This window comes from Enterobacter asburiae (assembly GCF_007035645.1).
In the GTDB taxonomy this organism is placed as follows: domain Bacteria; phylum Pseudomonadota; class Gammaproteobacteria; order Enterobacterales; family Enterobacteriaceae; genus Enterobacter; species Enterobacter asburiae_B.
Genome location: NZ_AP019632.1, coordinates 3,779,265 through 3,804,081, shown reverse-complemented (window position 1 = coordinate 3,804,081; position 24,817 = coordinate 3,779,265). Strand labels below are relative to the sequence as shown.

Below are 24,817 nucleotides of genomic sequence, written 5' to 3'. Positions count from 1 at the left end.
TCGTGTCCTTAATGGGTCAGGGTTGCCGTAGTGTCCGCGGTGCTTTTGGCCGGGGCGGCGACAGGGAGATAGTGAAGTTCGGCGCTTTTTGCCCATTGCTGGTAGCGCTGATAAAGCTGTTCAAAGCGTTGCGCCTGCTGGGCACGCGGCTGAAGCGTGTTTTCGACGGCGCTCGCCATATGCTGCTGCGCGGTCGGGATGTCGGCATGCACGCCTGCGGCCACGGCAGCGAAAATCGCCGCGCCCAGCGCGCAGCACTGATCGGAGGCCACAATCTGCAGCGGACGGTTCAGCACGTCGCAGCAGGCCTGCATGATTACCGGGTTTTTACGGGCGATACCGCCCAGCGCCATCACGTTGTTGACGTCGATACCCTGCCCGGTGAAGCACTCCATAATGGCGCGGGCACCGAAGGCCGTTGCGGCAATCAGACCGCCGAACAGCGCAGGGGCGTCGGTCGCCAGGTTGAGATCGGTGATCACCCCTTTCAGACGCTGGTTGGCAAACGGCGTGCGGCGGCCGTTAAACCAGTCCAGCACCACCGGGAGGTGATCGAGAGACGGATTTTTTGCCCAGGCTTCGGTGAGCTGCGGCAGAAGCTGCTTTTTGCTGTCGGCTATCTGGGTTTTCAGTTCAGGATGCGCCGCCGCCAGCTGGTCCAGCGGCCAGCCGAGCACGCGACCAAACCAGGCGTAGATATCGCCAAACGCGGACTGACCGGCTTCAAGACCGATGAAGTCCGGCACCACGCTGCCGTCAACCTGGCCGCAGATGCCTTTCACCGCCCGGTCGCCGACGGTGGCTTTATCTGCCGTCAGGATGTCGCAGGTGGAGGTCCCGATGACTTTGACCAGCGTGTTTGGCTGTGCGCCCGCGCCCACGGCGCCCATATGGCAGTCAAAGGCGCCGCCGGAGATGGCCACGTTCTGCGGCAGGCCGAGGCGCGTCGCCCACTCATCGCAGAGGGTGCCGACGGGAATATCGGCGGTAAAGGTGTCGGTAAACAGCGGGTACGTCAGGCTCTTGTTGAGGATCGGGTCGAGCTCATCGAAGAACGCGGCCGGAGGCAGGCCGCCCCAGCTTTCGTGCCACAGGGATTTATGCCCGGCGCTGCAGCGGCCGCGGCGGATATCCTGCGGGCGGGTGGTGCCGGAGAGCAGGGCAGGCACCCAGTCGCACAGCTCAACCCATGACGCCGCAGCCTGCGCAACGGCTGCGTCGGCACGGGTGACGTGAAGGATCTTGGCCCAGAACCATTCGCTGGAATAAATCCCGCCGATGTAGCGCGAGTAGTCTGTCTTGCCCGGCTGATGGCACAGGCGCGTAATGGCTTCAGCCTCTTCTACGGCGGTGTGGTCTTTCCACAGCACGAACATGGCGTTCGGGTTGTCGGCAAACTCCGGGCGCAGCGCCAGCACGCGGCCTTCGGCATCCACCGGGGCAGGCGTGGAGCCGGTGCTGTCGACGCCAATTCCGACAATCTCAGCCCGCTGGGCGTCAGTCAGTTCGGCAAGGACGGTTTTGATCGCCGCTTCCATCGACTCGATATAGTCGCGCGGGTGGTGACGGAACTGGTTGTTCGGCGCATCACAGTAGCGCCCCTCTTGCCAGCGCGGGTACCACTCAACGCTGGTTGCTATCTCCTGGCCGGACGTACAGTCCACTGCCAGCGCGCGAACCGAATCGCTACCAAAATCGAGGCCAATCGCAATTGCCATGGTGTTGCTCCATCGAAAAAACAGGTATGGAAGAACATTAGAGACTGGGGAAAAAAGTCGTCAGGCAGGATCCGCTAATCTTATGGACTAAATTGCTGTTACAACGGAAAGTGTGACGCCGTGCAAATATTCAATGTGGACATTTCTGCCGCACTTATAGACACTTTTGTTACTGGTTATCTGCCTGCTCTGGCGGAGAAATCAGGGGGAAAGGCTGAAACATGGCGGACGTAAAAGCGGCGTGATGCTTTTCGGATCTTTTCGCGGGCCATTTTAAAGCTGCTTTTAGTGATATGGACAATTGGTTTCCTTCAGGACCCTTGGGAGAACTGAATCTATGGCCGAAACGCAAAACGATCCCCTGCTGCCGGGATACTCGTTTAACGCGCACCTTGTGGCGGGACTGACCCCTATCGAGGCTGAGGGATACCTCGACTTTTACGTCGATCGACCGCTCGGCATGAAAGGGTATATCCTCAACCTGACCGTGCGAGGGGAAGGGATCATCAAGAACGGTGACCAGCAGTTTGTCTGCCGCACCGGCGATATCCTGCTGTTCCCGCCGGGGGAGATCCACCACTATGGCCGTCATCCGGATGCCAAAGAGTGGTATCACCAGTGGGTCTATTTCCGTCCGCGCGCCTACTGGCAGGAGTGGCTTTCGTGGCCCGCCATTTTTGCGCATACCGGTTTTTATCGCCCGGATGAGGTTCATCTGGCGCAGTTTCGCGAGCTTTTTGCGCAGATTATCGAGGCGGGACAGGCCGGTGGGCGTTACGCCGAACTGCTGGCGATTAACCTGCTTGAACAGCTGCTGCTGCGACGGATGGAGGCGATTAACGAGTCGCTTAATCCCCCGCTGGACAACCGCGTGCGCGACGCCTGCCAGTACATCAGCGACCACTTGGCCGATAGCCAGTTTGATATCGCCAGCGTTGCTCAGCACGTCTGCCTGTCGCCGTCGCGGCTGTCGCATCTGTTCCGCCAGCAGCTGGGCGTCAGCGTGCTGAGCTGGCGCGAGGATCAGCGCATCAGCCAGGCAAAGCTGCTGCTCAGCACCACCCGGATGCCGATTGCCACCGTCGGACGCAACGTGGGCTTTGAGGATCAGCTCTATTTTTCTCGCGTGTTTAAAAAGTGCACCGGTGCCAGCCCGAGCGAATTCCGCGCGGGATGTGAATAAACGGTAAAAAAAGATAAACAAACAGGTGAATGCAGAAAGCAACCTGTAAACTATTCAGACAATTGTTGCCTTGACGCGGTGCGGGGCGCTAAGCAGAATCGCTGATTCGTTTTCTGACCGGAATAGTTATGCAGGCATTGCTGGAACACTTTATTACCCAGTCCGTTATGTACTCGCTCATCGCCGTGGCGCTGGTGGCGTTTCTGGAATCGCTGGCGCTGGTTGGGCTGATCCTGCCCGGCACCGTGATGATGGCAGGGCTTGGGGCGCTGATTGGCAGCGGCGAGGTTAATTTCTGGCAGGCGTGGCTGGCCGGGATTATCGGCTGCCTGCTCGGCGACTGGATCTCCTTCTGGCTGGGCTGGCGCTTTAAGAAGCCGCTGCACCGCTGGTCGTTCATGAAAAAGAACAAAGCCCTGCTGGATAAAACCGAGCATGCGCTGCATCAGCACAGCATGTTTACCATCCTCGTCGGCCGCTTTGTCGGGCCAACGCGTCCGCTGGTGCCGATGTTGGCGGGGATGTTGGATCTACCCGTCGCGAAATTCGTGGTGCCGAACATTATCGGCTGCGTCTTCTGGCCGCCGTTCTACTTCCTGCCGGGGATCCTGGCCGGCGCGGCCATCGATATCCCTGACGGTATGCAAAGCGGTGAGTTTAAGTGGCTGCTGCTGGGTACGGCTGTGCTGCTGTGGCTGGCGGCATGGCTCTGCTGGCGGCTGTGGCGCAGTGGGAAAGCCAGCGTCGATCGCCTGACGCGCTATCTTCCGCGCTCTCGCCTTTTGTGGCTGGCCCCGCTGACGCTTGGCGTGGCTGTGGTAGCCCTGGTTGCGCTGATTCGTCACCCGCTGATGCCGGTGTACGGCGAGATTTTATTAAAAGTGGTGAGCCGTTAACGACGATTTCCCTCTCCCTGTGGGAGAGGGTCAGGGTGAGGGCATCAGACCGCACGAATGCCCAACAGTGAAGACGCCCCCGCCTTACCGCTCAGCAGTTCTTCTGTTTTTCCATCCCACAAAATACGCCCTTCGGCAATCACTACCGATCGCGGGGCGATGCGGGCGGCATCCTCCATACTGTGTGAAACCATCAGCATCGTCAGCTGCTGGCGCTGGCAGACGTCCTGCACCAGCGCCAGCATCTCCTGGCGCAGCGCGGGATCGAGCGCCGAGAACGGCTCATCCAGCAGCAGTATCGGCTGCTCGCGCACCAGGCATCGCGCCAGCGCCACGCGCTGACGCTGGCCGCCGGAAAGCTCGCCCGGCAGCCTGTCGATGAACTCGTTGATCCCCATCTGGGCGGCAATGATCTCCAGCTTCTGGCGCTGGGCATCGTTCAGCCTGAGTCCCGGATGCATCCCCAGCGCGATGTTTTGCCGCACCGTCAGGTGGGTAAACAGGTTGTTTTCCTGAAATAGCATTGAGACCGGACGTTTCGCGGGCGGCGTGTGGGTATGATCGTGATTGTTAATGACGATCGCACCGCTTGCCGGCTGCAGAAAACCCGCAATCAGATTAAGCAGCGTGCTTTTTCCCGCGCCGCTTGGGCCAAGCACGGCGATCATCTCCCCCTGGCGCACGGAGAGCGTGAAGCGCATCGGCAGATGCTGGTAAAGCCAGGTTACATCAGTCAGTTTTAACATCACGCCCCGGAAGTTTTTCGATAACGGTAAATAAGGCAAAGCACAGCAGCAGCAGTAACAGCGCGGTGACCGCGCCGTCCTGACTGCGGTAAGAGCCGATTTGCTGATAGAGCCAGTATGGCAGCGTGCGGAAATCGTCATTGCCGAAAAGCGCCACCACGCCAAAATCCCCAATCGACAGCACGCAGGCAAACGCCAGCGCCTGCGCCAGCGGACGTTTCAGCGCGCGGAGTTCCACCACCTTCAGCCGCTGCCAGCCCTGCATGCCCAGCGACTGGCACAGCAAACCGTAGCGGCTGTTGACGTCGCGCATCGGGTTTTCCAGCACTTTGAGCGCGTAAGGGATGGCCATCAGGGCGTTGGTGAAAATCACAATGCCGTCGGCCCTTTCCGGCAGGCCGATGGTGCTGTTGAACAGTAAAAAGAAGCCCGTCGCCAGTACGATGCCCGGCATCGCCAGAATCAGCATCCCTGTCAGCTCCAGCGTCTGCCCGGCCTTTTGGGCCTGCCGGGCATAGAGTTCACGGCTGCTCCACAGCAGCATCATGGTTAGCATGACGCACAGTAACCCTGCCGCCAGCGCGATACGTAGCGAGGTCCATGTCGCCTGCCAGAGGATGGGCTGTTGCAGGACGGAGATGAGATTGAGGTTCAGTCCGTCAACGATAACGGCCATCAGCGGCGGCAGCAGAAGCAGGAGCGCCAGCGCGATCAGGATAAAATCGGTAACGCGGCTGTGCAGGCTGTCCTGCGGGTCGCGCCAGCCGGTTATTTGATTACTGCCAGCAGGAATGGCTTTACTCAGCCGCTGGCTCAACAGCACCAGCACAAGGCAGCACGCCATCTGCACCATCGCCAGCAGCGCGGCGCGACCGGGATCGTAGTCGTAACTCAGCGCCTGGTAAATCGCCAGCTCAATGGTGGTGGCCTGCGGCCCGCCGCCGAGCGACAGCACGGTGGCAAAGCTGGCAAAGCAGAGCATAAAGATTAACGCCGCGACGGGCGGGATCTGGCGGCGCAGCCACGGCCATTCGACAAAGCGGAAGAATGAAACGCCGTGCATGCCGAGCTGGGCGGCAATCTGACGCTGTTCGCCGGGAATGTTTTCCAGCGCCTGCAAGAAGAGGCGCGTTGCCATCGGCATATTGAAAAACACGTGCGCGAGCAGAATGCCCTGCAGTCCGTAAGGAGAGAATGACCATTCCAGACCAAGCTGGCCGAACAGCGAAGCCAGCCAGCCCTGGCGACCGTAAACGCTGAGGATGCCAAATACCGCCACCAGCACGGGCAGGATCAGCGTCATGGCGCACAGGCGCAGCAGTGCCAGCCTGCCGGGAAAACGGCGCCGATACAGGGCGCGCGCAAGAAAAATAGCCGGGAGCACCGACAGCAGGGCTGAGAGAGACGCCTGCCAGAAGGAGAAACGGATAACGTGCCAGAGGTAGCTGTCGTGCCAGAGGGCGAGCAGGTCGCTCTCTGGCGCGTTGAACCACAGTGCAAGAAAAGCCCCCAGGCTGACCGCCACCATCACTGTGGCGGCGAGCAGCCCGGGAAGTAACCAGCCGGGAATCAACGGCTGACGGCGCGTTGCCATTCACTTACCCATGCTGCACGCTGCGCGGCGACCTGCTGCGGCGTAAACTCCAGCGAGGTGTTTGGTTTGGTCAACTGCTCGAAACCTGCGGGCAGCGCAACGTTCGTGACCGGATACATCCAGTTGCCTGCGGGAATCGCATTCTGGAACGCCGGTGAAACCATAAACTTCAGGAACTTCTCGGCCAGCTCCGGCTGCTTGCTGGCGGCGGTACGCGCGGCGACTTCCACCTGCAGATAGTGCCCTTCAGCAAAATCAGCGGCAGCATAGTTATCTTTCTTCTCGGCGATGATGTGGTAGGCCGGAGAGGTGGTGTAGCTCAGCACCAGATCGCTTTCACCTTTCAGGAACAGGCCATAGGCTTCGCTCCAGCCTTTGGTGACGGTGACGGTTTTGGCGGCCAGTTTCTGCCACGCCTCCGGCGCTTTATCCCCGTAAACCTTTTGCATCCACAGCAGCAGGCCCAGGCCTGGCGTACTGGTGCGCGGATCTTCATAAATCACGCGCCATTTCTGGTCACTCTCAACCAGTTCTTTCAGGCTCTTCGGCGGGTTTTTCAGCTTATTTTTGTCGTAAACAAAAGCAAAGTAGCCATAGTCGAACGGCACAAAGGTGTCGTTTTTCCAGCCGCCCGGCACGTTAACGGCATCTGCCGCGACGCCGCTTTTGGCAAACAGTTTGGTTTGCGAGGCGGCCTCCAGCAGGTTGTTATCCAGCCCGAGCACTACGTCGGCCTTGCTGTTTTTCCCTTCCATGCGCAGACGGTTGAGCAGCGATACGCCATCTTCCAGCGCCACGAACTTCAGCTCGCAGTTACAGTCAGCTTCGAAGGCTTTTTTAACCACCGGGCCAGGGCCCCAGTCGGCAGAGAAGGAGTCATAGGTGTAGACCGTCAGGACGGGCTTCGCAAAAGCAGGCAGCGCAAACAGCGCCAGCAGGGGGAGAACTTTTTTTAACACTTTGCACCTCAAAGTTGAGTGGCAAAGGATTTTGAGAGACAGCCTCAAATCCCTTCGCCGGCGTTATCCGGATCAGGTTCGACGGGTATTATCTCAGCGCACATCTGTGATGCAGCACCCCGTTGAGAACGGCGCTATTGTAATGATTTGGTGAATATTACGAAAGCGTTATGGCTCCGGCGGCGCAAACCAGGCGGATTTAAAATCAAACCAGCCCAGGGTGTTCATCCGCAGGCCGCGCATGCTGCGCTGGCCCTGGATCATCAGCCAGTGGTGGATCAAGGGTACGATCGCCTGCTCGGCCAGAAGCTGCTGGCACCACGCTGCAAGATTCATTTCGCCCGCGCGCCACAGGGCGGCATCCTGCTGCCAGTCTCGGTCGATGCAGTGCTGGATCAGCGGGACTTCATACAGATGCGAGAAAAGGGAAAAATCGAGCGGCAGGGTAAAGTTGGCGCTGTTGAGCCAGATATCACTGGCTATCTCCCCCTGATGCCATTCGTCATAGTCCACTTCCCTGACCTCTAACGTGACCCCCTCGGCTGCCAGCAGCCGGGTCATGATTCTGGCGATAAAACGATGCTCCACGTGTTCGCGGTAGTAGGTCAGGGTGATGGACTCCAGCCCTGCGGGTTTGTCGCAGTGCACCGGGCGGGCGTGGTGCCAGCGCGGAAGCAGGCCGTACGCCGGGAACCAGTATGTCTGGTACTGCTCTTCCGCATGGTAAATCAGATTGGAAGGGGACAAAACGTGGCTAACCCACTTGCGGACGGCCTGGTTTGCCCCACGGTGGGTGCGGCGGTCAAACAGGAGATAGTAACACCCTTCCTCGAGGCGACTCTCCACGGCTTTTTCTCCCGTGGTGGGGCCTTCCAGCGTCAGCCCGCAGCTCAGGTCTTCATTGAGATCCGGTAATACCCAGACGTTCACTTCGTCGATCAGCGCCCGATAGCCAAAGTAGTCGTCGAACGCGCGGATTTTCAGCTGATTGCTGTTATTGCGGGACACGGAGTAAGGCCCGGTGCCAATCGGCAGGCTGGCAAAATTGTTCATTGATTCCCACTCGCCGGGCAAAATCATCGACGGCACGTAGCCCAGCAGCCAGGGAAGCCACTTATCCTGCTGCGACAGCTCAATATCCAGCGTCCAGGCCGTGGGCGAGTGGATGCGGGAGATATGCGAGTAGAGCGGTAGCCTGCGGGCACGTTCCAGGGAGGCGATGACGTCGTGCATTTCCAGCTCGCGGCCGTGGTGAAAGTGGATGCCGGGGCGTAAAAAGAAGCGCCAGTGGCGCGGGGAAAGTTGCTGCCAGTGATGAGCGATATCCGCCTCCAGTTCCCCGTTTTCCTCATTTATCCGCGTCAGGCCGCTGAAGATTTGCCGGGCCATATGCGTTTCTGAGCGGCGTAAGGCCGTGCCGGGCAACAGATTTTTCATCGGACGGTAATAGAGCACTCGCAGAATGTGGCGGCCCTGACGAAAGCTGCGCCCGAGATGGGAAACCAGCATCTGGCGCACGGCGGCTTTGTCGCCCACCAGCTGTACCAGCTGATCGATGCGGTCCTGCTCGAGCAGATCTTCCGCGCGCTGCTGCTGCAGCGCCAGCCCGGTATAGAGGAAGGTCAGCCGCGAACGTTTGCCGCGTCCCGCCTCCGCTTCCCAGCTTAACCAGCCCTGCTGCTGCATGGTGTTGAGCAGCGTGCGCATATGGCGGCGGGAGCAGCTAAGCAGGTCAGCCAGCTCGTTGAGCGTAGTCTCCTGCGATTGCCCCTCGCAGCACTGCCAGAGGCGGATAAACTGTTGTTGCAGACGACCGGAAGGCATAAAAGGGGAACTCCTGACAAAAAACCAGCAATTTATTTATCCCTATATTAGGCCAATAATTCTCCCCGATGAAGCGAGGAGGTAAATTATGAAGAGGTCTACCGCACGTCAGTTCTATCAGCAGTACTTTTCAGCGACAAAAGGATCGTCCTGGCTGGCCCGCCGGTGTGCAGAGCAACGGCTGAAAACGTTAGAAGAATTGATGCAGTGGGACGTTACAACACCGACCTCTTCCCGCTAACTCGCCTCGATCATGTGTGACTGAGTATTGGTGCTTATCACCCGCCAGCAAAATGTTTTTGCTGGCTTTTTTCGTTTACTATTCACCCAATTTCGATTCGCTTTCACAAGGACTTGCGCATGCTCTGGTTGATGACGATGGGGCGACGCCTGAACGGCGTGTATGCCGCTTTTATGCTGGTGGCCTTTATGATGGGCGTGGCGGGGGCGCTGCAGGCGCCGACGCTGAGCCTGTTTCTCAGCCGTGAGGTGGGGGCGCAGCCGTTTTGGGTCGGCCTGTTTTACACCGTTAACGCCATTGCCGGGATCCTGGTCAGCCTCGCGCTGGCGAAACGATCGGACAGCCATGGCGATCGCCGCAGGCTGATCCTCTTTTGCTGCGCCATGGCCGTGGGCAACGCGCTGCTCTTTGCCTTCAACCGTCATTATCTGACGCTTATTACCTGCGGCGTGCTGCTGGCGTCGCTGGCGAACACCGCCATGCCGCAGCTGTTCGCGCTGGCCCGTGAATACGCGGATAACTCGGCGCGTGAAGTGGTGATGTTCAGCTCGGTGATGCGCGCCCAGCTTTCGCTGGCGTGGGTCATTGGCCCGCCGCTGGCCTTTATGCTGGCGTTGAACTACGGCTTTACCACCATGTTTTCCATCGCCGCCGGGATTTTTGTCATCAGCCTGGCGCTGATTGCCTTCGCGCTGCCGTCCGTGGCGCGCGTCGAACAGACGACGGATAAACCTGTCACCGAGGTGAGCGGCTGGCAGGACAAAAACGTCCGCATGCTGTTTATTGCCTCCACGCTGATGTGGACCTGCAACACCATGTACATCATCGATATGCCGCTGTGGATCAGCAGCGATCTGGGCCTGCCGGACAAGCTCGCGGGGATCTTAATGGGAACTGCCGCCGGGCTGGAAATTCCGGCAATGATTCTGGCGGGTTACTACGTTAAGCGCTTTGGAAAGCGCAGGATGATGATTGTCGCCGTGGCGGCCGGGGTGCTGTTCTACGCGGGGCTGATCCTTTTCCATTCGCGGGAAGCGTTGCTGGTGCTGCAGCTGTTTAACGCCGTGTTTATTGGGATTGTTGCCGGGATCGGCATGCTCTGGTTTCAGGATCTCATGCCCGGTCGTGCCGGCTCGGCGACCACGCTTTTTACCAACAGCATTTCAACCGGGGTGATTCTGGCGGGCGTGATTCAGGGGGCGCTGGCGCAAAGCTACGGGCATGCGTCTGTCTACTGGATGATTGCGGCGCTATCCATCGTGACGCTTCTGCTGACCTGCCGCGTAAAAGACGTGTGATCGGATGAACGAAACGGAGCCCGGGAACGCCGGGCTCTGTGAACCGTTTTATTCTGAATACTGGTATTTACGCTGCGCGCGTAGCGTCAGGTACATATGAACGAGGCCCATGAAGCCGTGTGCCCAGAAATATGTCTCAATAAAGACCGTCAGGAATTTATGCAAATCCAAGACGGATTCCGTGACGGACGAAACCGGCCCGAGCGTGGCGTTCAGCATGAACCAGGCCGCGCCGCAGAGTGCAACGCCCAGCAGCGCCAGCACGCCCAGACCTTGCACCGTTGCTGCCATACCGCCGGCATGCGCGTCAGGAAGCTGACGCTGCGCGAGGGTGCGAATATCGTCAACAATTCCGCGAAAATCCAGCGCCAGCCAGGCGAAGTAATACTTAAATCCGCGCTGGGTTAACATCCATGCCATCATGGCAATGCCACAAAAAATTAAACCAAACCCGGAGATAACATGGATCCAGGTGACAATTCCGTTCAGCCCGGATTCATGGAGGGCTTCACTTTCGGTGAAATTAGAATTGATAATCTGGGCGAGGACCAGTACGGCCACAAGAATGTGCAGTATGCGAAGAAAAGGTGTTTCTTTATGGGGAAGCGTATCGCGTAATGTTGGTTTCATCGCTTTTTACCTCAATAATGAGAGAGCTGATGCGATGCAGTGTGACGCAGATTAATTAACGAAACCTTAACGGTCGCTTGCGTCACACTGTATTTATGCGTTCCGGTTAGTGGGCAGGATCAATATGCGTCATCACGTTCAGCACATTGAATTTTTGCATCACGTTATTTCTGGCATTCACGGCAATCTGATGTCCTTCTTTTACGCTTAATTCGCCGTTCACTTCCAGATGGACATCGACAAGGGCTAAATCGCCCATCTTGCGGGTTTTTAAATCATGGAGTCCGGTGACGCCCTCGGTTGCGAGAAGACACGTTTTGATGTCGTGCTCCAGCTCGGGCTCAAGCGAACGGTCCATCAGATCGTGCAGGGCATCGGCAGCAAATTTGTAACCCATATGGGCGATGAACACTCCGACAATCAGGGCCGCAATGAGGTCCATCGCGTGAAAACCCACTAAATTCCCGGCAATGCCGATGGCGACAACCACTGACGACGCTGCGTCAGAACGGGCATGCCAGGCATTGGCTATCAGCAGCGAGGACTGAATACGTTTTCCCGTGGCAAACATGTATCTGAACAGGCTTTCCTTCACCACCAGCGCCAGTATCGCCACCCACAGCGCGGCCCCTTTCACCAGCTGATGCGTCTCGGGGTGAAGCAGTTTATTGCCTGCGGACCAGAGCATCCCGACCCCCACAAGCAGCAGAATAGCGCCAATAATGAGCTTTGCGCCGTTTTCGAAACGCAGATGACCGTAATGATGATCGATATCAGAGGCTTTCTGGCTCTTTTTATTCGCAACCAGAACGACAAAGTCGGAGGATAAATCGGAAAGAGAATGAATCCCATCAGCAATTAAACCTTGTGAGCCGGAGAATATCCCTGCAAGTATCTGAAATGCGGTGAGTAAACTATTTATTATCACGCTTACTAATGTGCATTTATGTATTTCCCGAGAACGGATATGAGACTCATTGCCATTTTTCTTTTCCATGATTATTTCCGCTGCCAGCTGATTGAGCGGTTATTCTGCGCAGGAAACATTAAATTGACATTAAATATAACGTCATTATTGGCTGGGTTTGGGAAGTATTTACAGAAGGAGGCGGGTATCGGGATAAAACGCGGCCTGCAGAATGGACTGCAGGCCGGAGGGTTATTTCATAAATGCAGGTTGTTTGTTTTCGTAAGCGGCAATCGCCGCGTCGTGCTGGAGAGTTAAACCAATGCTGTCCAGACCGTTAAGCATGCAGTGACGGCGGAACGCATCAATGCTGAAGCTGTAGGTCTTATCCCCGGCTTTCACCACTTCTGCTTCCAGATCCACTTCAAACGAAATGCCCGGATTCGCCTTAACCAGCGCGAACAACTCATCGACCTGTTCATCGCTCAGCGTGACGGGCAGCAGCTGGTTGTTGAAGCTGTTACCGTAAAAAATATCCGCGAAGCTTGGGGCAATGACCACTTTAAAACCGTAGTCGGTGAGCGCCCACGGCGCGTGCTCACGGGATGAGCCGCAGCCAAAGTTTTCACGTGCCAGCAAAATGGAGGCGCCTTTATATTCCGGGAAGTTCAGAACGAATTCCGGATTAGGCACTTCGCCCTTATCGTCCAGGAAACGCCAGTCGTTAAACAGATGTGCGCCGAAACCGGTACGCGTCACTTTCTGCAGAAACTGTTTTGGAATAATAGCGTCAGTATCGACGTTAGCGGCGTCCAGCGGGACAACCCGGCCCGTATGTTGGGTAAATTTCTCTGCCATGATTGTCTCCTTATTTCAGGCTGCGAATATCGGCGAAATGGCCGGTGACTGCCGCAGCGGCGGCCATTGCCGGGCTGACCAGATGGGTACGCCCACCGCGGCCCTGACGGCCTTCAAAGTTACGGTTGCTGGTGGAGGCGCAGCGCTCGCCCGGATTCAGGCGATCGTTGTTCATGGCCAGACACATGGAGCAGCCGGGCAGGCGCCACTCGAAGCCCGCTTCGATAAAGATCTTATCCAGACCTTCGGCTTCCGCCTGGGCTTTCACCGGGCCGGAGCCAGGTACTACCAGCGCCTGCACGCCTGGCGCCACTTTGCGGCCTTTGGCAATCTCGGCGGCGGCACGCAAATCTTCGATACGGGAGTTGGTGCAGGAACCGATAAAGACTTTATCAATGGCGACATCGGTCAACGGCACGCCGGGCTTCAGCCCCATGTAGGCCAGCGCTTTTTCCGCACTGGCGCGCTCGACCGGATCGGTAAAGGATGCCGGGTCCGGGATATTGTCGTTAACGGAAATCACCTGGCCCGGATTGGTGCCCCAGGTCACCTGAGGCGCAATCTCTTCTGCCTGAAGAGTGACGACGGTGTCAAAGGCTGCGCCATCGTCGGTTTTCAGGGTTTTCCAGTACGCTACCGCGTCGTCAAAATTCTGACCTTTCGGCGCGTGCAGACGACCCTTCACGTAGTTGAAGGTGGTTTCGTCCGGCGCGACCAGACCGGCTTTTGCGCCCATCTCAATCGCCATATTGCACAGGGTCATGCGCCCCTCCATGCTCAGCGCCTGGATGGCTTCCCCGCAGAACTCAACAACGTGACCGGTGCCGCCTGCGCTGCCGGTTTTACCGATGATGGCCAGCACGATGTCTTTTGCGGTAATACCCGGTGCGGCTTTACCCTTCACTTCAATCTTCATGGTTTTGGCGCGGCCCTGTTTCAGGGTCTGCGTTGCCAGCACATGTTCCACCTCGGAAGTGCCAATCCCGAACGCCAGAGCGCCAAACGCGCCGTGGGTCGCGGTATGGGAGTCACCGCAGACGATGGTCATGCCCGGCAGGGTGATCCCTTGCTCAGGCCCCATCACGTGGACGATGCCCTGATACGGATGGTTCAGGTCGTACAGCTCAACGCCAAACTCGTTGCAGTTCTTAATCAGCTCCTGCATCTGGATACGCGCCATCTCACCCGAGGCATTAATGTCTTTGGTCTGGGTGGAAACGTTGTGATCCATCGTCGCGAAGGTTTTACCCGGCTGACGTACCGGACGCTTGTGCGCGCGCAGGCCGTCAAATGCCTGAGGAGAGGTCACTTCGTGCACCAGATGACGGTCAATGTACAGCAGCGGGGTTTCGTTTGGTGCCTCGTAAACAACGTGCGCATCAAACAACTTTTCATATAACGTCTTAGCCATGATTACACCCCTTCAGCGACATAGCGGGCAATGATGTCGCCCATTTCATCGGTACTGACTGCCGCCGTGCCGCGTGCTAAATCGCCGGTACGGACGCCTTCTTCTAACGCCCGGTTAATGGCGTTTTCAATTGCGGTTGCCGCCTCGCCTGCATCCAGGCTGTAGCGCAGCAGCAGGGCCAGGGAGAGGATCTGCGCAATCGGGTTGGCAATATTTTTGCCGGCAATATCCGGCGCGGAGCCGCCCGCAGGCTCGTACAGGCCAAAGCCTTCTTCATTCAGGCTTGCGGAGGGCAGCATGCCCATCGAGCCGGTGATCATCGCGCATTCGTCAGAGAGGATATCGCCGAACAGGTTGGAGCACAGCAGCACGTCAAACTGGGACGGATCCTTAATCAGCTGCATGGTCGCGTTGTCGATGTACATGTGCGACAGCGCGACGTCCGGGTACTGCTTAGCGACTTCACTGACGATCTCGCGCCACAAAATGGAAGACTGCAGCACGTTCGCTTTATCAATGGAGGTCACTTTATGGCGGCGTTTGCGCGCCGACTCGAACGCGATGTGGGCGATACGCTCGATTTCGAAACGGTGATACACCTCGGTGTCGAACGCTTTCTCGTGTTGTCCGCTGCCTTCGCGTCCTTTTGGCTGACCGAAATAGATCCCGCCGGTCAGTTCACGCACGCACAGAATGTCGAAACCGTTGGCGGCGATATCCGCGCGCAGCGGGCAGAACTCTTCCAGACCCTGATACAGCTTCGCCGGACGCAGGTTGCTGAACAGTTTGAAATGTTTACGCAGCGGCAGCAGCGCGCCGCGTTCAGGCTGCTCTGCCGGCGGCAGGTGTTCCCATTTCGGGCCACCGACGGAACCAAACAGCACGGCATCGGCATTTTCGCAGCCTTCCACGGTCGCTTTTGGCAGCGGCGTACCGTGGTTATCAATCGCAATACCGCCCACGTCATAGTGGCTGGTGGTGATTTTCATCGCAAAACGCGCGCGAACGGCTTCCAGTACTTTCAGCGCCTGTGCCATCACTTCCGGACCAATACCGTCGCCCGGCAACACAGCAATATGGTAATTCTTCGACATTACACGGTTTCCTTGTTGTTCTCTTTATTCTGAGCTTTGCGTTGCAACTCTTTTTCGACTTCGGCGGCGCGCCAGATGTTGTTCAGAACATGCACCATCGCTTTCGCGGAGGATTCAACGATATCGGTCGCCAGGCCCACGCCATGGAAGCGGCGGCCATTGTGGGTAACAACAATGTCGACCTGACCCAGTGCATCTTTGCCGTGGCCCTTGGCCGTCAGGTCATATTTCACCAGCTCAACGTCGTACTCGGTGACGCGATTAATCGCCTGGTAGATGGCATCGACAGGGCCGTTACCGTTAGCGGCCTCTGCTTTAATTTCATCGCCGCAGGCCAGTTTGACCGAGGCGGTGGCGATGTCGCTGGAGCCGGACTGCACGTTGAAGTAATCCAGACGGAAGTGCTCCGGCTCTTCCTGCTGCTTGTTAATAAAGGCCAGCGCTTCCAGGTCATAGTCGAACACCTGACCTTTTTTGTCGGCCAGCTTCAGGAACGCGTCGTACAGCTGATCCATGTTGTAATCGCTGTCCTTATAACCCATCTCTTCCATACGGTGTTTAACCGCCGCGCGACCGGAACGGGAGGTCAGGTTCAACTGCACCTGATTCAGGCCGATGGATTCCGGGGTCATGATTTCGTAGTTTTCACGATTCTTCAGGACGCCATCCTGGTGAATACCGGAGGAGTGCGCGAAGGCGCCGGTACCGACAATTGCTTTGTTAGCCGGAATGGGCATGTTGCAAATCTGGCTGACGGTCTGGCTGGTGCGCCAGATTTCGTTGTGATTGATGCGGGTGTGCACGTCCATGATGTCTTTGCGCACTTTGATCGCCATGATCACTTCTTCCAGCGAACAGTTGCCCGCGCGTTCGCCGATACCGTTCATCGCGCCTTCTACCTGACGCGCGCCAGCGTGGACGGCGGCGATGGCATTGCCTACGGCCAGACCCAAATCATCATGGGTGTGGACGGAGATAATTGCTTTATCAATATTCGGCACGCGGTCATACAGGCCGGTGATGATGTTGGAGAACTCAAACGGCATGGTGTAGCCGACGGTGTCCGGGATGTTGATGGTTTTCGCGCCCGCGTTGATGGCGGCTTCCACAACGCGCGCCAGGTCTTCGATTGGCGTACGGCCCGCATCTTCACAGGAGAACTCAACGTCATCGGTATAGTTGCGTGCGCGTTTAACCATGTAGACCGCGCGCTCAATCACCTCATCCAGCGTGCTGCGCAGCTTGGTTGCGATGTGCATAGGCGAGGTAGCAATAAAGGTGTGGATACGGAACGCTTCGGCGACCTTCAGCGACTCGGCGGCGACGTCGATGTCTTTCTCTACGCAGCGCGCCAGGGCACAGACGCGGCTGTTTTTAATGGTGCGCGCAATGGTCTGTACGGATTCGAAATCACCTGGGGAAGAGACAGGGAAACCGACCTCCATCACGTCAACACCCATACGTTCGAGAGCCAGCGCGATCTGCAGTTTCTCTTTTACACTCAGGCTTGCCTGTAATGCCTGTTCACCGTCACGTAAAGTTGTATCGAAAATAATGACTTGCTGGCTCATGGGTTAGGTCCTTGTCAGTCTTAGGGCGCCTTGCTACGAGCATAAAAAAACCCGCGCAGTGGCGCGGGTTTCTAGTCTTACTGGTGACGATTCAACGCTGAATTTCGCCCGCCAGTCTACCGCGCACAGTGGATGCGTTTAGTAGTAGTAGACCGGTGAAACGAATGGTGCGTGTCATGAATCGTGCTCCGTTAAACTCAATATGCTTTTAGTGGTACTGGATACGGTTGTTCATGTCAACCCCTGAGGATGAAAACGGGCCCGACAGACGGAATCAACAGGGTATTCACTTTAGCTAATTGTGCTGGTTTTAGCTTTTTTGACCCGATTAATTGTCTAATTTTGGACTTGAGAAAAGAGTTGCACATACCAATAAATATAAATGTTTAAAAATGAGTGAAATGTTTTATGAGGATGCTTTGTGTTTAAATAGTTTTGATATCATAAACTTATAAATGCAGTGAATCTTTTCCGGAATGCTGGAAAGCGAATAGAGATAACAGGTTGTTAACTAACTGTAGGTCGATAGTAATAACAGTTTAATAATACTTAAATCATCATTAACCTGACGGCAATTGTATATTGGTTTGATTTATGGTTTCATTTAAATCCTAAAGTCAAACATATCAGTTTTGCTCATTAATTTTCGTTAATATACAGTCTTTATTTATTCCGAATTTTAAATAATTCTCTTTCGCTGATCGTATTTGCATGATAAATGATATTTTTCAGGATTATTACCGTACGTTGGCAAAGGGGTGTAGCGTGACAGTGGAGTCAGAAGTGCCAGAAAATAATATTAAACAACCTCAAGCTACTGATGGGATTAAACCACAGTTACGCACGGTGGATCTGAATCTTCTGACGGTGTTTGATGCTGTCATGCAGGAACAGAATATCACCCGCGCTGCCCAAACCTTGGGGATGTCACAACCTGCCGTGAGTAATGCCGTTGCCAGGCTTAAGCTTATGTTTAACGACGAATTATTTGTTCGCTACGGGAGGGGGATCCAGCCTACGGCGCGCGCATTCCAGCTGTTTGGCTCCATTCGTCAGGCGTTGCAACTGGTCCAAAATGAGCTGCCGGGATCGGGCTTTGAACCCTTAAGCAGCGAGCGCGTATTCCATCTTTGTGTCTGTAGCCCTTTAGATAATTATTTAACGTCGATTATCTATAATAAAGTTGAAGAGATCGCACCCAATATCAATCTTGTTTTTAAATCATCCCTGAATCAAAACACAGAACATCAGTTACGCTATCAGGAGATCGAATTCGTTCTGGGGTATGAAGAGTTCCGTCGTCCGGAATTTTCCTGCGTGCCGCTGTTTAAAGATGAAATGGTTTTGGTCGCCAGTAAAAAACACCCTCGCCTGAATTCTCCGCTGCGAGAAAACGATGTTTATAACGAGCAGCACGCCGTTGTTGCGCTCGACAGATATGCTTCCTTTAGCCTGCCGTGGTATGACACTGCGGATAAACAGGCGAGCGTGGCTTATCAGGGCATGGCCATGGTCAGCGTATTAAACGTGGTTTCTCAGACACAGCTGGTGGCAATTGCGCCGCGCTGGCTGGCAGAAGAGTTTTCTGACCCTTTAAATCTGCAAATTTTGCCTCTGCCACTCAAGCTAAATAGCCGTACCTGTTATCTTTCCTGGCATGAAGCGGCGGGTCGGGATAAAGGACATCAGTGGATGGAAGAGTTGCTGGTTGGCATCTGTCGCCGGTAAACGCATCAGGATAAATCGCATCGGGTTATGTGATTTATCCTGAGTTTTTTTAGATAACTACTATTTTGTTCTGTGATGATTTTTTTTGGCTGCTCTACGGCACGCAAAAATAGATGATTTCCTGCATTGTCGCGCTTTTCAGCGATGATTTATCACCTCATTCTCTATTCCCAGAGGAATTAACCATATCTTCTGTGAACGGCTGCTTTTTCTGCTTTACGCACCGTTTATCTCCCCGGGTTTGCTAATTGCCTGCCTCATAACGAGCGGTTAAGGTAAAGAACACTCTGCAAAATATAAGATTGGTTCATCCCAATCGTAAGACGGTGCGGAAATGAATTCGGCAGTCCGTCTATAACAAAATGCCTGGAGGCAAAGCATGGAGATGTTGTCTGGCGCGGAAATGGTCGTTCGGTCGCTGATCGATCAGGGCGTAAAGCAAGTGTTCGGCTACCCTGGCGGTGCGGTTCTCGATATTTATGATGCGCTGCATACGGTTGGGGGCATTGACCATGTTCTGGTACGTCACGAGCAGGCGGCGGTACACATGGCTGACGGCCTGGCACGTGCGACGGGTGAAGTGGGCGTGGTATTAGTCACGTCCGGCCCCGGCGCGACAAACGCCATTACCGGCATTGCGACGGCCTATATGGACTCCATTCCGCTGGTGATCCTCTCCGGGCAGGTGGCAACCTCACTGATTGGCTACGATGCGTTTCAGGAGTGCGACATGGTCGGGATTTCGCGTCCCGTTGTGAAGCACAGCTTCCTGGTCAAGCAAACAGAAGACATTCCCGGCATACTGAAAAAAGCCTTCTGGCTGGCGGCGAGCGGACGCCCGGGACCTGTGGTGGTCGATCTGCCTAAAGATATTCTCAACCCGGCAAACAAGCTGCCTTATGTCTGGCCGGAATCGGTCAGCATGCGCTCTTATAACCCCACAACGCAGGGGCATAAAGGTCAGATCAAGCGAGCATTGCAAACGCTTCTGGCAGCCAAAAAACCGGTGGTCTATGTCGGTGGCGGGGCGATCAACTCTGCCTGTGAAGACCAGCTTCGTGAACTGATTGAAAAGCTTAACCTTCCCGTTGCGTCGTCACTGATGGGGCTGGGGGCGTTTCCTGCCACCCATCGTCAGGCGCTGGGGATGCTGGGTATGCACGGTACCTATGAAGCCAACATGACAATGCATCATTCCGATGTGATCTTTGCCGTCGGCGTGCGCTTTGACGATCGCACCACCAACAACCTGGCGAAGTATTGCCCGAACGCCACCGTGCTGCACATTGATATCGATCCAACGTCAATTTCAAAAACGGTGTCGGCTGATGTGCCGATCGTCGGTGATGCCCGGCAGGTTCTGGAGCAAATGCTGGATCTGCTGACTCAGGAGAGTGCAACCCAGCCGCTGGATGAGATCCGCGACTGGTGGCAGCAGATTGAACAGTGGCGCGCGCGTCAGTGCCTGAAATATGACACGCAAAGTGAAAACATTAAGCCGCAGGCGGTCATTGAAGCGGTGTGGCGACTGACGAAAGGTGAGGCGTACGTGACCTCAGACGTGGGGCAGCATCAGATGTTTGCCGCCCTGTATTACCCGTTTGATAAACCGCGACACTGGATCAACTCCGGTGGTTTAGGAACCATGGGCTTTGGTCTGCCTGCTGCGCTGGGCGTGAAGCTGGCGCTGCCGAATGAAACCGTCGTCTGCGTGACGGGGGACGGCAGTATTCAGATGAACATTCAGGAGCTGTCTACCGCGCTGCAATATGAACTGCCGGTACTGGTGCTGAACCTGAATAACGGGTATCTCGGTATGGTGAAGCAGTGGCAGGATATGATCTACTCTGGCCGCCACTCTCAGTCATACATGAAATCGCTGCCGGATTTTGTTCGTCTTGCTGAAGCTTACGGCCATGTAGGCATGCGGGTGACCGATCCGGCTGAGCTGGAAACGAAGCTCGCGCAAGCGCTTGAGCACGTAAAAAACAACCGCCTCGTCTTTATGGATGTGATTGTTGATGGGACCGAGCACGTTTATCCGATGCATATTCGTGGTGGTGGTATGGATGAAATGTGGTTAAGCAAAACGGAGAGAACCTGATATGCGCCGGATATTATCTGTTTTACTGGAAAACGAGTCTGGCGCACTGTCGCGCGTCATTGGCCTTTTTGCGCAGCGCGGTTATAACATTGAAAGCTTGACCGTTGCCCCAACGGAAGACCCGACGCTGTCGCGCATGACGATCCAAACCGTCGGCGATGCCAAAGTGCTTGAGCAAATTGAAAAACAGCTGCATAAGCTGGTCGACGTACTGCGCGTGAGCGAGCTGGGGCAGGGGGCCTACGTTGAGCGTGAGGTCATGCTGGTGAAAATCCAGGCCAGCGGCTACGGGCGTGATGAAGTCAAACGCAATGCGGATATTTTCCGCGGACAAATTATCGACGTCACGCCTTCTCTTTATACGGTGCAGCTGGCCGGGACAAGCGACAAGCTGGATGCTTTCCTCGCGTCCGTGCGGGACGTCGCAAAAATTGTCGAGGTGGCGAGATCGGGTGTCGTAGGTCTGTCACGCGGCGAGAAAATCATGCGTTAGTTGTCAAAAAGGTTCGCCTCTTTCTGCCCGGTCACCAAAGCCGGGCTTTTTTTTGCGTAATGAGCCGACAACGCAGATAAAAGCGGTTGCCGCGAAGTCTTTTCTGCGTTTAGATGTTAAAAGATTTAACCATAACCTTGACAGGGCCATGGACTCTTTTCTTTTTTTAAGGGGCAATTGTGAAACTGGATGAAATCGCCCGGCTAGCCGGCGTGTCACGAACAACGGCCAGCTATGTGATTAACGGTAAAGCAAAGCAGTACCGTGTCAGCGACAAGACCGTTGAAAAAGTTATGGCGGTGGTTCGTGAGCATAACTACCATCCGAATGCTGTCGCAGCCGGTCTGCGTGCCGGGCGTACCCGCTCTATTGGTCTGGTGATCCCTGACCTGGAAAACACCAGCTATACCCGTATCGCCAACTATCTTGAACGTCAGGCGCGCCAGCGCGGCTATCAATTGCTGATTGCCTGCTCGGAAGACCAGCCCGACAACGAAATGCGTTGCATTGAGCATCTGCTCCAGCGCCAGGTGGATGCCATCATCGTGTCGACCTCTTTGCCGCCAGAGCATCCGTTCTACCAGCGCTGGGCGAACGACCCGTTCCCAATCGTTGCGCTGGACCGCGCGCTCGATCGCGAGCATTTCACCAGCGTCGTGGGTGCGGATCAGGATGATGCAGAAATGCTGGCCGCAGAGCTGAGAACGTTCCCCGCTGAAACAGTGCTGTATCTTGGCGCGTTGCCCGAGCTTTCCGTGAGCTTCCTGCGTGAGCAGGGATTCAGAACCGCCTGGAAAGACGATCCGCGCGAGGTTCACTACCTCTATGCCAACAGCTACGAACGTGAAGCCGCAGCGCAGCTGTTTGAGAAATGGCTGGAAACGCATCCGATGCCTCAGGCGCTGTTCACCACGTCATTTGCGCTGTTGCAGGGCGTCATGGATGTGACCTTACGTCGTGAAGGTAAACTGCCATCCGACCTGGCGATTGCCACGTTCGGGGATAATGAGCTGCTCGACTTCCTGCAGTGCCCGGTGCTGGCGGTAGCACAGCGTCACCGCGATGTGGCTGAACGCGTGCTTGAGATTGTGCTGGCAAGCCTGGATGAGCCGCGCAAACCGAAGCCGGGTCTGACGCGTATCAAACGTAATCTCTACCATCGCGGAATTTTAAGCCGCCAAAAATGAAATGACGGGGCGGAGAAATCTGCCCCATTTTGCTGTGATTATTCGTGCAGATAATTCCCGGAGAGAAATTAGGATAATTCTTGCGGGATCGTAATCGCCTATTTTTTTAATTCATTCTGGCTTTTAAATTGTCCTTTTAAAGAACATGCGGGCGATTTTAAACAGCTATCTTTGTATTATTTTGTTACAAACCCTCTTCGGTCGATGAATATTCAGACGTTTTTCCTCTTACTGCTTCAGCTTACGTGGCAACCTCCGCGCTTACCGGGCACCTGGATGAATCTGGCGCTGTTATCCCCTGAGAATCTGTCATAAAATGCTGCCCGCGTCGCAAACTGACACTTTATATTTATCTGCGATGATATTGAGTGAGCTTTAACGCTAGTGTGCATATTCGGTTTTTTTCTTACAAATATTCATAACGTTAATTTTGCCTCGCCAGTTGTGCAGTTATTAACCAGGACTGTTTATCTCTGTAAATAGAGGGCTTTCGGGTCCTTATAGGGAGAGTCCTGGCTTGACAAGCTTTTCCCTCGCTCCGTAAACTCCTTTAGGTGGGAATTTGTGGGTTAAAGTGGTGAGGAGGGGTGAGACTGGCATGTTCCGTGGAGCTACGTTAGTCAATCTCGACAGCAAAGGGCGTTTATCGGTACCAACCCGATACCGCGACCAGCTGATTGAGAACGCTGCGGGTCAAATGGTTTGCACCATTGACATTAACTCCCCCTGCCTGCTGCTTTACCCCTTGCCTGAATGGGAAATTATTGAGCAAAAGCTGTCGCGACTGTCGAGCATGAACCCGCAGGAACGCCGCGTGCAGCGGCTGTTATTGGGACATGCCAGTGAATGTCAGATGGATAACGCAGGGCGGTTACTGATTGCCCCTGTGTTGCGGCAACATGCCGGTCTGACCAAAGAAGTGATGCTGGTCGGGCAGTTCAACAAGTTTGAACTGTGGGATGAAACGACCTGGTATCAACAGGTCAAGGAAGATATCGACGCTGAGCAGTCTGATTCCGCGACATTATCGGAACGGCTGCAGGACTTGTCTCTATAAATATGATGGAAAATTATAAACACAAAACGGTGTTACTGGACGAGGCCGTAAACGGTCTGAATATTCGTCCGGATGGCATCTACATTGATGGCACGTTTGGTCGCGGTGGTCACTCGCGTTTGATTCTCTCCCAGCTTGGAGAGGAAGGACGTCTGCTGGCAATCGATCGCGATCCGCAGGCAATTGCCGTTGCACAAACCATCAATGACCCACGCTTTTCCATCGTGCATGGACCTTTCTCTGCGCTCGCGGATTATGTTGCCGAGCGTGGCCTGACGGGCAAGATCGACGGGATTCTTCTCGATCTTGGCGTCTCTTCACCCCAACTTGATGATGCTGAACGTGGTTTCTCCTTTATGCGTGATGGTCCGCTGGACATGCGTATGGACCCGACGCGCGGTCAGTCTGCCGCTGAGTGGTTACAGACCGCTGACGAAGCCGATATTGCATGGGTCATCAAAACGTTTGGCGAAGAGCGCTTTGGCAAACGTATTGCGCGCGCCATCGTTGAGCGCAATCGCATTGAGCCCATGACCCGTACCAAAGAGTTGGCCGAAGTGATCGCGGCGGCGACACCGGTGAAGGATAAGCACAAACATCCCGCGACCCGTACCTTCCAGGCGGTTCGCATCTGGGTAAACAGTGAACTGGAGGAAATAGAGCTGGCGCTAAAAAGCTCGCTCGACGTGCTGGCCCCGGGTGGGCGGTTATCCATCATCAGCTTCCATTCGCTGGAAGACCGTATTGTGAAACGCTTTATGCGTGAGCAAAGCCGCGGTCCACAGGTGCCAGCGGGGCTGCCGATGACGGAAGAACAACTCAGGAAACTGGGTGGCCGTCAGTTGCGAGCATTAGGCAAGTTGATGCCGGGCGAAGAAGAAGTGGCAGAGAATCCACGCGCCCGTAGTTCAGTGCTGCGTGTTGCAGAGAGGACGAACGCATGATCGGCAGAGTGACAGAGACCCTAAGCAAAGTTAAGGATTCGTTAGGAAGCAACGAGCGCCATGCCTTGCCTGGCGTGATCGGCGACGATCTTTTGCGGTTTGGGAAACTGCCACTCTGTCTGTTCATTTGCATCATTGTCACGGCAGTTACGGTGGTGACCACCGCCCACCATACACGTTTATTGACTGCGCAACGCGAGCAGATGGTACTGGAACGCGATGCGCTGGATATTGAATGGCGAAATCTGATCCTTGAAGAAAACGCGCTCGGCGATCACAGCCGGGTTGAACGGATCGCAACGGAAAAGCTGCAGCTGCAGCATGTTGATCCTTCGCAGGAAAATATCGTAGTACAAAAATAAGGGAAAACGCGA

At 55.5% G+C, this 24,817-nt stretch carries 23 protein-coding genes and 1 riboswitch; of the genes, 11 read left to right on the top strand and 12 right to left on the bottom strand.

Features of this window, described 5'->3' with window-relative positions:
* Nucleotides 1–8 precede the first annotated feature (8 nt).
* Nucleotides 9–1,718 carry a ribulokinase gene (araB, locus tag FOY96_RS18170; protein WP_143347539.1) on the bottom strand — a complete coding sequence of 570 codons (1,710 nt, stop codon included), beginning with the start codon at nucleotides 1,716–1,718 and terminating at the stop codon, nucleotides 9–11.
* A gap of 337 nt (nucleotides 1,719–2,055) precedes the next feature.
* Between araB and araC the strand changes: the two genes are divergently transcribed.
* Together araC and FOY96_RS18160 are read left to right on the top strand one after the other, a co-directional pair.
* The gene (gene araC, locus FOY96_RS18165) at nucleotides 2,056–2,901 is read left to right on the top strand and encodes an arabinose operon transcriptional regulator AraC (RefSeq protein WP_143347538.1); all 846 of its coding nucleotides are present in this window, start codon (nucleotides 2,056–2,058) and stop codon (nucleotides 2,899–2,901) included.
* A 128-nt stretch (nucleotides 2,902–3,029) separates the two neighbouring features.
* Nucleotides 3,030–3,797 carry a DedA family protein gene (locus FOY96_RS18160; RefSeq protein ID WP_143347537.1) on the top strand — a complete coding sequence of 256 codons (768 nt, stop codon included), beginning with the start codon at nucleotides 3,030–3,032 and terminating at the stop codon, nucleotides 3,795–3,797.
* Nucleotides 3,798–3,841: 44 nt separating this feature from the next.
* Here the strand turns inward: FOY96_RS18160 and thiQ are convergent, their stop codons facing one another.
* The 4 genes from thiQ to sgrR form a co-directional block, all read right to left on the bottom strand.
* Nucleotides 3,842–4,543 carry a thiamine ABC transporter ATP-binding protein ThiQ gene (gene thiQ / locus FOY96_RS18155; protein ID WP_143347536.1) on the bottom strand — a complete coding sequence of 234 codons (702 nt, stop codon included), beginning with the start codon at nucleotides 4,541–4,543 and terminating at the stop codon, nucleotides 3,842–3,844.
* Nucleotides 4,527–6,137: a thiamine/thiamine pyrophosphate ABC transporter permease ThiP gene (thiP, locus tag FOY96_RS18150; protein WP_143347535.1), complete on the bottom strand. Its 1,611-nt coding sequence runs from the start codon at nucleotides 6,135–6,137 to the stop codon at nucleotides 4,527–4,529. Before thiP ends, thiQ begins: the two co-directional genes overlap by 17 nt.
* Complete coding sequence (gene thiB / locus FOY96_RS18145; RefSeq protein ID WP_045355125.1) at nucleotides 6,113–7,096, bottom strand: thiamine ABC transporter substrate binding subunit; 984 nt, start codon at nucleotides 7,094–7,096, stop codon at nucleotides 6,113–6,115. The genes thiP and thiB overlap by 25 nt, the downstream gene beginning before the upstream one ends.
* 31 nt (nucleotides 7,097–7,127) lie before the next feature.
* Nucleotides 7,128–7,228, bottom strand: a riboswitch (TPP riboswitch).
* Between the two features lie 36 nt (nucleotides 7,229–7,264).
* A complete protein-coding gene (gene sgrR, locus FOY96_RS18140; RefSeq protein ID WP_033144620.1) occupies nucleotides 7,265–8,920 on the bottom strand; it encodes an HTH-type transcriptional regulator SgrR in 1,656 nt (551 codons plus the stop codon).
* 88 nt (nucleotides 8,921–9,008) lie between these two features.
* Here sgrR and sgrT point away from each other — a divergent pair, with 88 nt between their 5' ends.
* Complete coding sequence (gene sgrT, locus FOY96_RS18135; protein ID WP_023334488.1) at nucleotides 9,009–9,161, top strand: glucose uptake inhibitor SgrT; 153 nt, start codon at nucleotides 9,009–9,011, stop codon at nucleotides 9,159–9,161.
* A 119-nt stretch (nucleotides 9,162–9,280) separates the two neighbouring features.
* Nucleotides 9,281–10,459: a sugar efflux transporter gene (locus tag FOY96_RS18130; protein ID WP_143347534.1), complete on the top strand. Its 1,179-nt coding sequence runs from the start codon at nucleotides 9,281–9,283 to the stop codon at nucleotides 10,457–10,459.
* 48 nt (nucleotides 10,460–10,507) lie between these two features.
* On the opposite strand, the gene FOY96_RS18125 is transcribed toward FOY96_RS18130, so the two are convergent.
* The 7 genes from FOY96_RS18125 to leuL all read right to left on the bottom strand — a co-directional run bounded on the left by FOY96_RS18125 (nucleotide 10,508) and on the right by leuL (nucleotide 17,108).
* A complete protein-coding gene (locus tag FOY96_RS18125; RefSeq protein ID WP_143347533.1) occupies nucleotides 10,508–11,089 on the bottom strand; it encodes a cytochrome b/b6 domain-containing protein in 582 nt (193 codons plus the stop codon).
* 106 nt (nucleotides 11,090–11,195) lie between these two features.
* Nucleotides 11,196–12,086: a cation diffusion facilitator family transporter gene (locus tag FOY96_RS18120; RefSeq protein ID WP_143347532.1), complete on the bottom strand. Its 891-nt coding sequence runs from the start codon at nucleotides 12,084–12,086 to the stop codon at nucleotides 11,196–11,198.
* A gap of 162 nt (nucleotides 12,087–12,248) precedes the next feature.
* Nucleotides 12,249–12,854, bottom strand: coding sequence for a 3-isopropylmalate dehydratase small subunit (leuD, locus tag FOY96_RS18115; protein ID WP_039260825.1), 606 nt, complete (start codon nucleotides 12,852–12,854; stop codon nucleotides 12,249–12,251).
* A 10-nt stretch (nucleotides 12,855–12,864) separates the two neighbouring features.
* Nucleotides 12,865–14,265, bottom strand: a complete 1,401-nt coding sequence (gene leuC, locus FOY96_RS18110; RefSeq protein WP_033144624.1) for a 3-isopropylmalate dehydratase large subunit — start codon at nucleotides 14,263–14,265, stop codon at nucleotides 12,865–12,867.
* Between the two features lie 2 nt (nucleotides 14,266–14,267).
* A complete protein-coding gene (leuB, locus tag FOY96_RS18105) occupies nucleotides 14,268–15,359 on the bottom strand; it encodes a 3-isopropylmalate dehydrogenase (RefSeq protein WP_047060144.1) in 1,092 nt (363 codons plus the stop codon).
* Complete coding sequence (leuA, locus tag FOY96_RS18100) at nucleotides 15,359–16,930, bottom strand: 2-isopropylmalate synthase (RefSeq protein ID WP_029741222.1); 1,572 nt, start codon at nucleotides 16,928–16,930, stop codon at nucleotides 15,359–15,361. Before leuA ends, leuB begins: the two co-directional genes overlap by 1 nt.
* Before the next feature lie 91 nt (nucleotides 16,931–17,021).
* Nucleotides 17,022–17,108: a leu operon leader peptide gene (leuL, locus tag FOY96_RS23285; protein ID WP_071786497.1), complete on the bottom strand. Its 87-nt coding sequence runs from the start codon at nucleotides 17,106–17,108 to the stop codon at nucleotides 17,022–17,024.
* A 587-nt stretch (nucleotides 17,109–17,695) separates the two neighbouring features.
* Here leuL and leuO point away from each other — a divergent pair.
* The 7 genes from leuO to ftsL all read left to right on the top strand — a co-directional run bounded on the left by leuO (nucleotide 17,696) and on the right by ftsL (nucleotide 24,805).
* Nucleotides 17,696–18,658, top strand: a complete 963-nt coding sequence (gene leuO, locus FOY96_RS18090; protein WP_045888154.1) for a transcriptional regulator LeuO — start codon at nucleotides 17,696–17,698, stop codon at nucleotides 18,656–18,658.
* Between the two features lie 379 nt (nucleotides 18,659–19,037).
* Nucleotides 19,038–20,762, top strand: coding sequence for an acetolactate synthase 3 large subunit (gene ilvI, locus FOY96_RS18085; protein ID WP_126796848.1), 1,725 nt, complete (start codon nucleotides 19,038–19,040; stop codon nucleotides 20,760–20,762).
* Nucleotide 20,763: 1 nt separating this feature from the next.
* A complete protein-coding gene (ilvN, locus tag FOY96_RS18080) occupies nucleotides 20,764–21,255 on the top strand; it encodes an acetolactate synthase small subunit (protein ID WP_023334498.1) in 492 nt (163 codons plus the stop codon).
* A gap of 179 nt (nucleotides 21,256–21,434) precedes the next feature.
* Complete coding sequence (cra, locus tag FOY96_RS18075; protein WP_008501993.1) at nucleotides 21,435–22,442, top strand: catabolite repressor/activator; 1,008 nt, start codon at nucleotides 21,435–21,437, stop codon at nucleotides 22,440–22,442.
* Nucleotides 22,443–23,040: 598 nt separating this feature from the next.
* Nucleotides 23,041–23,499 (top strand): division/cell wall cluster transcriptional repressor MraZ, encoded by a 459-nt coding sequence (gene mraZ, locus FOY96_RS18070; RefSeq protein ID WP_021240528.1) that lies wholly within the window; start codon nucleotides 23,041–23,043, stop codon nucleotides 23,497–23,499.
* Between the two features lie 2 nt (nucleotides 23,500–23,501).
* On the top strand, nucleotides 23,502–24,443 hold the full coding sequence (gene rsmH / locus FOY96_RS18065; RefSeq protein ID WP_021240527.1) for a 16S rRNA (cytosine(1402)-N(4))-methyltransferase RsmH: 942 nt from the start codon (nucleotides 23,502–23,504) through the stop codon (nucleotides 24,441–24,443).
* Nucleotides 24,440–24,805: a cell division protein FtsL gene (gene ftsL, locus FOY96_RS18060; protein ID WP_008501989.1), complete on the top strand. Its 366-nt coding sequence runs from the start codon at nucleotides 24,440–24,442 to the stop codon at nucleotides 24,803–24,805. Before rsmH ends, ftsL begins: the two co-directional genes overlap by 4 nt.
* Nucleotides 24,806–24,817: the final 12 nt, after the last annotated feature.